Below are 10,344 nucleotides of genomic sequence, written 5' to 3' on the forward strand. Positions count from 1 at the left end.
CATCCCTCCGCAACAAATCGCGTCTTGTGCTCAGACCCGGACGCGCAGGAACAGGAACCGGGTCGTCTGCGCCGCGTTCTGGTTGTCGTCGCTGACCAGGAGCACCCGCAGACCGCCCCGGTCGCGGCCGGTGACCACCATGCCCTCGATGTTGTCCAGCAGCGGATTGGGCTGGGGCTGCCTGGCGGTCGCTCCCAGTGACGGGCAGGTCACCAGGTCGGCCAGCAGCCGCTTCGCGACCGTACGGACGCCGGGCCGCCCGGTCAGGTTCTCGATCCCGGCGGTGTCCGTGGCGCGGCGCGCGTCGGCCAGGTAGAGGCGGACCGTGTTGCCGACGCCCGTGGTGAAGCCGCGCTCCAGGACGAGGAGCCGCCCGTCGGCCAGGGCCTGGACCTCGGGCACGCCGAGGCCGGCGTCCGTGCGGTAGGCGTACTGGGCCGCGAGGCGGAAGCGGTCGCCCCGGGTCCGGGTCCAGGTCTGGAAGCGGACGAGGCCCGCGCTGTCCCCGGCGATCGCGTACTCCATCGAGGCGAGGAGGGTGCGGCCGCCGGGCAGGAGCGTCAGGCCCTCGAAGGTCTGGTTGGCGGTCGCCCGGCCGGCCGGGGCGACGAGGAGCGAGGACGGGACCGGGAGACGGTCGAGGATCTCGCCGTCCCGGCTGTAGCGGCGCACGGACGGCTCGCTCTCGGACGTGACCAGCCGGGTGCCGTCCCGGTCCACGACGAGCCCCTCGCTGTCGAGGGCCGCGCCGCTCTCGTCGGCGAGCGGGACGACCGACTCCGGGGCGAGGGTCCTCGCGTCCAGGCGGAAGAGGGCGGAACGGTCGGAGAGGGCCGCGAGGGAGCCCTCCCCGTCCAGGGCGAGGGCGGAGAGGTTGCCGACGAAGGAGCCGTCGAACGTCGTCTTGTCGAGCGCGTCGGAGAAGCGGTCGACGGAGACGGACGGCGAGCAGGCGTTCCCGGCGGCCGGGTGGGCGGCGGCGGGCCCGGCGGCGGTCAGCGTGGCGGCCGCCGCCAGGCCGGCGGTGAGGGTGGCGAGTACGGTTCGCAGGCGCATGGGCGTCACCGTAGGGCGGGCCGGTGACGCGCGGTGGGATACGGCATGAAGGAACCGGTCTCGGAGGAACCGGCGTTGACGGACCGGCGTTCCACGGAGGAACCGGTGCGAGGAACCGGCGTTCAGGACGCGGCGAGGTCCCGGTGGATGACCTTGGCGACGCCCTGGATGGTCGCTATGCCGTAGTCCATCGTGCTGTTGCCGTGCGTCAGGACGGTGATGACGTAGTCATGGCCGCCGCCCTTGAACGAGCCGATGCTGTGCACCCGCCAGCCGTTCGTGGCGCGCGACAGCCAGCCGTTCTTCACGTGCCAGCTGACCCCGGCGGGCCGCCCGTAGGGGGTGCCCCAGCGCTGCGCGGCTATGACCTGGCCCATCAGCGTGTTCACGTAGGCGCGCGAGGCGTCGGTGAGGACCGCGTTCTTGGCGGTGAGCAGCTTGAGCAGCTTCTGCTCGTCGGTGACGGTGATCTGGGTCAGACCCCAGTAGTTGTTCGCGCCGGGCTTGGTCTGCGTCATGTTCGCCGCGGTCAGGAAGCCCTTGATCTTCGTCAGGCCGAGCTGCTTCCACAGGGTGGAGGTGGACGCGTTGTCCGACTTGGTGATCATGGCCGTGGCGAGGGTCTTCTCCCGGCTGGTCAGCGCCCGCCGGGTCTTCTGCGCGTCCCACAGCAACGCGGACAGGACGGTCGCCTTGACGACGCTGGCCGAGTCGTAGGCGGTGGAGGCGCGCAGGCTGCACGTGGTGTTGGCGGTCCGGTCGTAGAGGCCGACGGCGACGGTGCCTCTGCGGTTGGCGAGTGCGGCGGTGATGTCCTTCTTCAGCTTGGCCGCAAGACCGGCCTTGGCCGACGTGCAGCTGACGGTCGGGGTGGCGGCCGAGGCGGGCGCGGCGGCCGCCACGGTGACGAGGAGACCGGCGCCGAGCCCCGCGGCGAGCAGGCGTGCGCGTCGTGTCGTGCTGGATGTCCGCTGGTTCATGACCAGTTGACACACGAGTTCGTAGGAAAGGTTGTACGAATCCGTCGGACGAATATTCGACCGCCGGGGAGAGCCCGGTCAACGCGTCACCGCGGCAGGAGCGTTCTCACAGGCCACGGCCAGCTTCGGCACAGCGGCCACCCACAACGCCCGTACAGCATGCGCAGGGTGACATCTGCCACCGATCCCCTCCCCCACCCGACCGCGTCCCCCGACTGGACGCCGCCCGCGCCGGCGGCCGGGGCGCCGCCACCGGACCGGACGCCGCGCTGGTCCCTGCCCACGCTGCTCGCGACCCTGGTCCTCGCGGCGGTGCTCTACGGCTGGAACCTGTCGGGCAGCAGCCTCAACAGCTTCTACAGCGCCGCCGTCTACAGCGGTACGAAGAGCTGGGAGGCCTGGTTCTTCGGCTCGCTCGACGCCGGCAACTTCATCACCGTGGACAAGCCGCCGTTCGCGCTCATGATCATGGGCCTGTCCTGCCGGATCCTGGGCTTCGGCACCTGGCAGATGATGCTGCCGGAGGTCGCGGCGGCGCTGGGCACGATCTGGATCCTGCACGCGAGCGTGAAGCGGGCGTTCGGCCATGCGGCCGCCGCCCTCGCGGCCCTCGTGCTCGCACTGACGCCGATCACCGTCGCCATCAACCGCGACAACAACCCCGACACGATCCTCGTCCTGCTGATGGTCGGCGGCGCGGCCCTCGCGCTGCGCGCCACGCGCGACGACCGGCTGCTGCCGCTCCTGGGCTCCGCCGTGTGCTTCGGGCTCGCGTTCAACACCAAGATGCTCCAGGGCTACATCGCCCTGCCCGCCGTCTTCGCCGTGTACCTGTACGCGTCGAGGCTCACCTGGCGGAAGAAGGCCGTGAACCTGGTGTCGGCCGCCGTGGCGCTGGCCGTCTCCAGCTTCTGGTGGGCCACGGCCGTGTCCCTGGTGCCCGCCGACGACCGCCCGTACATCGGCGGTTCGACCGACGGCAGCGCCTGGGACTTGATCACGGGCTACAACGGCCTGGGCCGGGTCCTCGGCGGCGAGGGCAACGGCGGGGGCGGCGGCGGAGGCGGCGGCACCTTCGCCGGGACCGCGGGCATCGGCCGGATGTTCAACGACGTCCTCGGCGGCCAGATCTCCTGGCTGATCCCGTTCGCGGGCATCGCGCTCGTCGCCGGGCTGGTGCTGCGCGGCCGCGCCCCGCGCACCGACCCGCCGCGTGCCGCGCTGGTTCTGTGGGGTGGCTGGCTCGTGCTGCACTATCTGACCTTCGCCATGGCCGAGGGCACGATGCACCCGTACTACACGACCGCGCTCGCCCCGGGCGTCGCGGCGCTGTGCGGGGGCGGCGGCGTCATGCTGTGGCGTGCCCTCCGCAGCGGCGACGCCCGCTGGTCGTGGGTGCTGCCCGCGGGGTTCGCGGTCACCGGCGTCTGGGCGATCGTGCTGCTGCGCCGGGCCACCGGCTGGAACACCTGGCTGTGGCCGGCCGTCGGCGTGGTCATGGTCCTGGCGATCGTGGGCCTGTCCGTCCTGCGGTCCGCGGGCTCCGGCGTCCGGGTCCGGCTGCTCGGCGCGTGCCTCGCCGCGGCGGTCGTGGCGGCCCTCGCAGGTCCGGCGGCGTACGCCGCATCACCGGCCTTCGGTTCGACCGGCGGCATGATGGGCGGCACCAACCCCACCGCGGGTCCGTCCACCGGGGGCGGCATGGGCGGTCCCGGCGGCGGCGGTCCCGGCGGTCGCACGCAGGACGGCCGGGAGGGCGGCCGGCAGGGCGGCGTGAACGGCGAGTTCCCCGGGGGCGGCGCGCAAGGAGGCCAGACGCCCCCGGGCGGCGACGACGGCGCGCTCCCCCAGGGCAGCGGCACGAGCGGAGCTCCGAGCGGCCAGGGCGGCCGACAGGGCGTCGGCAACGGCGAGTTGCCGGGCGGCGACGCCCAGGGCGGCGTGCCCGGCGGCATGGGCGCGGGGATGGGCGCAGGCGGCATGGGCGGCGCCGACAGCGCGCTCGTGACGTACCTGGAGAAGCACCAGGACGGCGCCACCTGGCTGATCGCGGTGTCCAACTCGCAGAGCGCCGGCCAGCTGATCCTCAGCACCGGCAAGCCCGTCATCTCGATGTTCGGCTTCACCGGCTCCGACAACGCGATGACCCTGGCCCGGCTCGAGGAACTGGTGAAGAAGGGCGAGCTGCACTACATCCAGCTCGGCGGGGGCGGCGGTCCGGGCGGCGGGAACAACAGCCTGCTGACCGAGATCACCGCCTGGGTGCAGAAGAACGGGACAGCGGTGAAGGAGAGCGCGTACGGCGCGAGTTCGTCGTCCTCCGCCGCGGACGCGGACGGGTCGTCCGCCGCGCAGAGCGGCGGTTCGACGGTCTACCGGCTGGACCCCTCCGACGTGAGCTGACCGGCGGAGGACCCCCACCGCGCCGACGGCCCCCGACCTCGCGTCGGGGGCCGTTTCGCGCACGCCGACTCGCGTGGAGTGGGGGCGGTTTGCCCGCCCCCGACATCTGATCGACATGTCAGGTTCATTGCCATGACCGCATGTGCATGTCACTCTCCCGATTGCCGCCTTCAATCAACCCGCGTAGATCGGACACCCCACATGCTGGCGACACGCATAGGCCGATGGAAGTCGGTGGCGCTTGCCACCACCGCAGTCCTGGTCGGCATCACCGCACCCGCGCTCACCGCGACCCCCGCCGCGGCGACCACGACGGCGTACGACTCGACGTACTACAAGAACGCGGTCGGCAAGACGGGTTCGAGTCTGAAGTCGTCCCTGCACACGATCATCAGCGCCAACGTCTCGAAGATCTCGTACTCGGCCGTCTGGAACGCGCTGAAGGTCACCGACCAGGACCCGAGCAACAGCAACAACGTGATCCTGATGTACAGCGGCGTCTCGCGCAGCAAGTCCCTCAACGGCGGCGCCGTCGGCGACTGGAACCGTGAGCACGTGTGGGCCAAGTCGCACGGCGACTTCGGCGAGGTGACCGGTCCCGGCACGGATCTGCACCACCTGCGCCCCGCCGACGTGACGGTCAACAGCGTCCGCGGCAACCTGGACTTCGACAACGGCGGCAGCACGGTCGCCAACGGCGGCGGCAGCCGCGTCGACTCGGACTCCTTCGAGCCCCGCGACGCCGACAAGGGCGACGTGGCCCGCATGATCCTCTACATGGCGGTCCGGTACGACGGCGGCGACGGCTTCGCCGACCTGGAGCCGAACGAGAAGGTCAACAACGGCAGCAACCCGTACATCGGGAAGCTCTCCGTCCTCAAGGCGTGGAACGACGAGGACCCGCCGAGCGCCTTCGAGGAGAAGCGCAACCAGGTCATCTACGACACCTACCAGCACAACCGCAACCCGTTCATCGACCACCCCGAGTGGGTCGACGCGATCTGGTAGGACCCGGTGCGCGGACTCCGGCCGGGGCAACCCGGCCGGGGCAGCCCGGCGGCAGGAGTCCGGTGGTACGGGACGTCTGCAACGGCGACCGGGGCGCGCCGCCAGGGCGACTTCGGCGGACGGATCGACGGGGTGGGCCCGGGCGCCTGCTAGCGCTCTCCCTCGCTCCGGGGAGCTCCGTGCCAGCGCCACGCGGTGCGGCGCGCGTACCCCGGCAGATCGCCCCGGCCGGTCGCCCACAGCAGCGTGGGCCACCGGTCGGTGTCGTCGGGGGCGTCCGGGAAGAGGCGGGCCAGCGCCCGGCCGCACAGTGCGGCGTCCGGCTCCCAGGCGAGGCCGAGCCCCTCGGCGACGTCGTGCAGATGCACCAGCGTCTCGACGACACCCATCGCGGCGAACCCCTCCGGGTCGGAGGACCCGAACACATGGTGCGAGCGGACCGTCGGCGGCGTCGTGCGCACCATGGCCGCGAGCAGCGCCCCGCAGGCCTCCAGGACCTGCACCAGTCCGGCCGCCCCGGCAGCCCGGTCGGCGAAGACGACGTTCGCCGGTCCGCCGGGATTCCTCCGGCTCCAGACGAACGGCACCTCCGTGTCCGACGGCGGCTTTTCGGGACCCAGTTGAGCGGCATAGGCGAACAGGTCGTCGGCGAGGTGCTCGACGGTCTCCCAGCAACTCCACTCCAGGGAGCCGGCCTTGGCCTCCCAGTCGCCGCCCTCCGCGCCCCGCAGCGCGGCGACGGCCAGCCGGACCGCGTGACGCACGTCGTCGGCGGTGACAGGGCCGGGATCGGCGTCGGGGCCGGGGCCGACGGCGGGTGCGGGGTCGACGTCGCGTTCGTGACCGGACGAGCGGTGGGCATCGGACATGCCGGGACCGTACCAACGATCGCCGGACGGCGGCCGCGCCCGGCCCGCCCCGGCCCCCGCATAGGTACACCTACTCATGCGCAGGTCACCGCCTCCGCCTACGTTGACGGAATGTCGGAGAACCCCGTGTCCCCGGCCGCACCGGCCGCCCCGTCCGGCCTGCGCGGGTGGTCCTGCTGCCTGTTGCCGGCCGTGCTGACCCTCGGCTGGTTCCTCGGAGCGCGCTTCCTGCCGGAGCGGGTGGCCTGGTACCCGATCTGGCTCGCCGCCGCGCTCTGGAACGGCTCGGACGGCCACGGCGGCGTCAGCCACCTCCTCGGCCGAGGTTTCCCCGGGCCGCTCAGCTGAGGTGCGTGGCCGCGAACATGCGCAGCACCGCCGGGAGCACGACCACCGACGGGCCCGGAGAGCGCAGCGCCTTCGCGAGGTCCGCCTCCAGGGTCTGCGGAGAGGTGCGCACGCCGGGCACCCCGAAGGACTCCGCCAGCGCCACGAAGTCGGGGCGGGCCAGCTCGGTGGCCGTCGTCTCGCCGAAGGCGTCCGTCATGTACTCGCGCAGGATGCCGTACCCGCCGTCGTCCACGATGAGCCAGGTGACGTTCAGGTCGTGCTGGCGCGCGGTGGCCAGTTCCGCGATCGAGTACAGGGCGCCGCCGTCGCCGGACACCGCGAGCACCGGGCGGGTCGGGTCCGCGACCGCAGCGCCCAGGGCCGCCGGGTAGCCGTAGCCGAGGCCGCCCGCGCCCTGCGCGGAGTGCATCAGGTTGGGTCCCCCGGCGTCGAAGGCGGACCAGGCCCAGTACGCGAGGACGGTCATGTCCCAGAAGGACGGCGAGCCGGCGGGCAGCGCTCCGCGCACCGAAGCCAACACGTCCTGTTCCAGGGTGAGTTCCTGGGCGGCGATGCGGTCGGCGACCTTCGCCAGAAGCGTGCGGACGCGCTCGGGGGCCGTCGGGTCCTCCCGCTCGGACACCGTCTCCAGCAGCGCCTGCAGCGCCAGGCGCGCGTCCGCGTGGATGCCCAGCGCGGGGTGGTTGGACTCCAGCTTGCCGAGGTCCGCCTCGATCTGGACGATCCTGCCCCGCGGCCTGAACGTGTGGTAGTTGGAGGAGAGTTCGCCCAGCCCCGAGCCGACGACCAGGAGCACGTCGGCGTCCTCCAGGAAGTCCGTCGTGTGCCGGTCCTCCAGCCAGGACCGCAGCGACAGGGGGTGGTTCCAGGGGAACGCGCCCTTGCCGCCGGGGGTCGTGACGACCGGGGCCCCGAGGGTCTCCGCCAGCTGCCGCAGCTTGCCCGAGGCGTCCGCCCGGACGACTCCCCCGCCCGCGATGATCGCCGGGCGGGCGGCGGTGGACAGCAGGTGCGCGGCCAGGGCCGTCAGCTCGGGGCGCGGCGGCAGCTCCTCGGGGAACGCGTCGCCGCCGGTCACCACCGGGATCGCCGTCCCGGCCAGCAGCACGTCCTGCGGGATCTCCACCCACACGGGGCCGTGCGGCGCCGACAGCGCCGACTTCCAGGCCGCCTCGATCGCCGACGGGATCTGCGACGGGGCGCGGACGGTGTGGACGGACTTGACCACCCCTCTGAACGAGGCCGCCTGGTCGGGGAGTTCGTGCAGATAGCCGCGCCGGCCGCCGCCCAGGCCGGCGGTGGGGACCTGGCTGCAGATCGCCAGCACCGGCGCGGAGGCGGCCGCGGCCTCCTGCAGGGCCGCCAGGGAGGTCAGCGCACCCGGTCCCGTCGACAGCAGCAGCGGGGCCGCCTCGCCGGTGATCCTGCCGTACGCGTCCGCCGCGAAGCCCGCGTTGTTCTCCACGCGCAGGCCGACGTAGCGCAGGTCCGAGCGGCGCAGGGCGTCGAACAGACCGAGCGCGTGCTGGCCGGGCAGGCCGAACACCGTCGTCGCGCCGAGGGCCGCCAGGGTCTCCACGACCAGGTCCCCGCCCGTGCGGCCGGCGGGAGGGTTCAGCGCGGCCTCCGTCTGCGCGGCGGTCGGGCGGAGCACCAGGTCGTGGTCGTGGGTCACTTGCCCTCGTTCTCCTCGCGGGCCCCGGCGATCCGACGGGCCATGATCGTGGTCAGTTCGTACGCCGTGTGGGACGCGGCCACCGACGTGATCTCCGCGTGATCGTACGCGGGGGCCACCTCGACGACGTCCGCCGAGACCAGGTTGCACGAGGCCAGGCCGCGCAGGATCTCCAGCAGCTCGCGGGAGGTCATGCCGCCGGCCTCGGGGGTGCCGGTGCCGGGCGCGTGGGCCGGGTCGAGGCAGTCGATGTCGATGGAGATGTAGAGGGGGCGGTCGCCGATGCGCTGCCGCAGCTGGTCGGCCACCTCGTCGGCGCCCCGGCGGTAGACGTCCGCCGACGTGACGATGCCGAAGCCCATCTTCTCGTCGTCGGTCAGGTCCTGCTTGCCGTAGAGCGGGCCGCGGATGCCGACGTGGGAGAGGGCCTCGGTGTCGAGGATGCCCTCCTCGACGGCCCGGCGGAACGGCGTGCCGTGCGTGTACTCGGCGCCGAAGTAGGTGTCCCAGGTGTCGAGGTGCGCGTCGAAGTGCAGCAGGGCCACCGGGCCGTGCCGCTTCGCGACCGAGCGCAGCAGGGGCAGCGCGATGGTGTGGTCGCCGCCGAGGGTCATCAGGCGGGCGCCGGTGCCGAGCAGGTCGTCCGCGGCCGCCTCGATCGTGTCGACGGCCTCGTTGATGTTGAAGGGGTTCGCGGCGATGTCGCCGGCGTCCGCGACCTGGGCGAGCGCGAAGGGGGAGGCGTCCTGCGCGGGGTTGTAGGGGCGCAGCAGCCGGGACGCCTCGCGGATCGCGTTGCCGCCGAAGCGGGCGCCGGGCCGGTACGAGACGCCGGAGTCGAACGGCACGCCCACCACGGCGACGTCGGCGCGGCCGACCTCGTCGAGTCGGGGCAGCCGGGCGAAGGTCGCGGGGCCGGCGTACCGCGGGACGCGGGAGGAGTCGACGGGGCCGCGGGGCGTCTCATTGCTGGTCATGGTCCATTGCCTTCTTTCCGGGGGTGCCTCGAACGATAGGTGGCCGGACCACGCCCGCGAAGTGTACGTTTCCTCCATTCTGCGCCCAGGGAAGGGAGGAAACGCACACCATGTCCGGGCAGCCCTCCGTTCCCCCCACGCCCGCGGTCCCGCTCTCCGCCCTGCTGGCCCGCGAGGACCTGGCGCTGCGGCAGATCGCCGGGCCCGCCGACGCCGGCACGGTGCTGCACGGCGCGCACGCCTCGGAGATGGCCGACCCGTACCCGTACCTGCTGGGCGGCGAGCTGCTGCTGACGGCAGGGGTGCACTTCGCGGGGGAGGACGGTCCGGCGGGCCGCTTCGACGACTACGTCGGGCGGATCGTGGCGGCGGGCGGGGCGGCCCTCGGCTTCGGCGTGGCGCCCGTGCACGACACCGTGCCGCGCGCGCTCGTCGAGGCCTGCGACGCGCACGGGCTGCCGCTGATCGAGGTGGCGCCGCGCACGACGTTCGCGGCGGTGGCCCGGGCCGTCTGGCAGCTGATGGAGCGGGCCCGCACGGCGGAGCTGCGGCGGGTCACGGAGGCGCAGCAGAGCCTGGCGGCCGCCGCCTCGCGCCCGGACCCGGTGCCGTCGGTGCTGCGGCAGCTGGCCCGGCGGGTCGGGGGCCGCGCGGTGCTGTACGGGCCCGAGGGGGCGCAGATCGCGGCGGCGGGCTCCCCCACCGGCGCGGAGGACGCGCTCGCCGGCCTCGCCCGCCGCCTCGCCTCGCGCGGTCCGTCCACCGCCGGCGACACCGCCGCCTCCGGTGTCCGGCTGGCCGCCTATGCCCTCGGCGCCGGACGGGGTTTCGTGCTGGGCGTCGCGTTCGCGCGGCGCGAGGCGGGCGACCACGCCATCGCCTCCGCCGCCGCGATCTGCGCCCCCTCGGGCCCGTACAGCACCGCGCGGCCCCCGACCCGCCGGGCCAGCTGCCGCAGCACCGACGGCACCGGGTCCGGGCGCGAGGCGGCGGCCGCCAGGCTCTGCTGCGCCTCCGTGACCCGC

General features: G+C 73.5%; 9 protein-coding genes. 4 read left to right on the forward strand and 5 right to left on the reverse strand.

All coding sequences use genetic code 11. The features are described from left to right. Positions 1-30 precede the first annotated feature (30 nt). Complete coding sequence (locus BG482_RS23520) at positions 31-1,056, reverse strand: esterase-like activity of phytase family protein (protein WP_069771085.1); 1,026 nt, start codon at positions 1,054-1,056, stop codon at positions 31-33. A 122-nt stretch (positions 1,057-1,178) separates the two neighbouring features. Next, a complete protein-coding gene (locus BG482_RS23525) occupies positions 1,179-2,036 on the reverse strand; it encodes a serine hydrolase (RefSeq protein ID WP_069771086.1) in 858 nt (285 codons plus the stop codon). Positions 2,037-2,204: 168 nt separating this feature from the next. Between BG482_RS23525 and BG482_RS23530 the strand changes: the two genes are divergently transcribed. Then, complete coding sequence (locus BG482_RS23530) at positions 2,205-4,439, forward strand: glycosyltransferase family 39 protein (protein WP_069771100.1); 2,235 nt, start codon at positions 2,205-2,207, stop codon at positions 4,437-4,439. A 201-nt stretch (positions 4,440-4,640) separates the two neighbouring features. After that, positions 4,641-5,447 (forward strand): endonuclease I family protein, encoded by an 807-nt coding sequence (locus tag BG482_RS23535; protein ID WP_069771087.1) that lies wholly within the window; start codon positions 4,641-4,643, stop codon positions 5,445-5,447. Between the two features lie 149 nt (positions 5,448-5,596). On the opposite strand, the gene BG482_RS23540 is transcribed toward BG482_RS23535, so the two are convergent. Continuing rightward, positions 5,597-6,316, reverse strand: coding sequence for a DinB family protein (locus BG482_RS23540; protein WP_256096462.1), 720 nt, complete (start codon positions 6,314-6,316; stop codon positions 5,597-5,599). 111 nt (positions 6,317-6,427) lie between these two features. Between BG482_RS23540 and BG482_RS23545 the strand changes: the two genes are divergently transcribed. Next, a complete protein-coding gene (locus BG482_RS23545) occupies positions 6,428-6,664 on the forward strand; it encodes a hypothetical protein (protein WP_069771088.1) in 237 nt (78 codons plus the stop codon). On the opposite strand, the gene BG482_RS23550 is transcribed toward BG482_RS23545, so the two are convergent. Together BG482_RS23550 and speB are read right to left on the reverse strand one after the other, a co-directional pair. After that, entirely contained in the window at positions 6,657-8,342 is a 1,686-nt protein-coding gene (locus BG482_RS23550) for a thiamine pyrophosphate-binding protein (RefSeq protein WP_069771089.1), read from the reverse strand. The genes BG482_RS23545 and BG482_RS23550 overlap by 8 nt on opposite strands. Then, on the reverse strand, positions 8,339-9,319 hold the full coding sequence (gene speB, locus BG482_RS23555; protein ID WP_069771090.1) for an agmatinase: 981 nt from the start codon (positions 9,317-9,319) through the stop codon (positions 8,339-8,341). The genes BG482_RS23550 and speB overlap by 4 nt, the downstream gene beginning before the upstream one ends. A gap of 110 nt (positions 9,320-9,429) precedes the next feature. On the opposite strand from speB, the gene BG482_RS23560 reads away from it, so the two are divergent. Further along, positions 9,430-10,344 (forward strand): PucR family transcriptional regulator ligand-binding domain-containing protein (locus BG482_RS23560; protein ID WP_176741446.1); only part of this gene is annotated, 915 nt, incomplete at its 3' end.

It is taken from the genome of Streptomyces sp. LUP30, assembly GCF_001746365.1.
Lineage (GTDB): Bacteria > Actinomycetota > Actinomycetes > Streptomycetales > Streptomycetaceae > Streptomyces.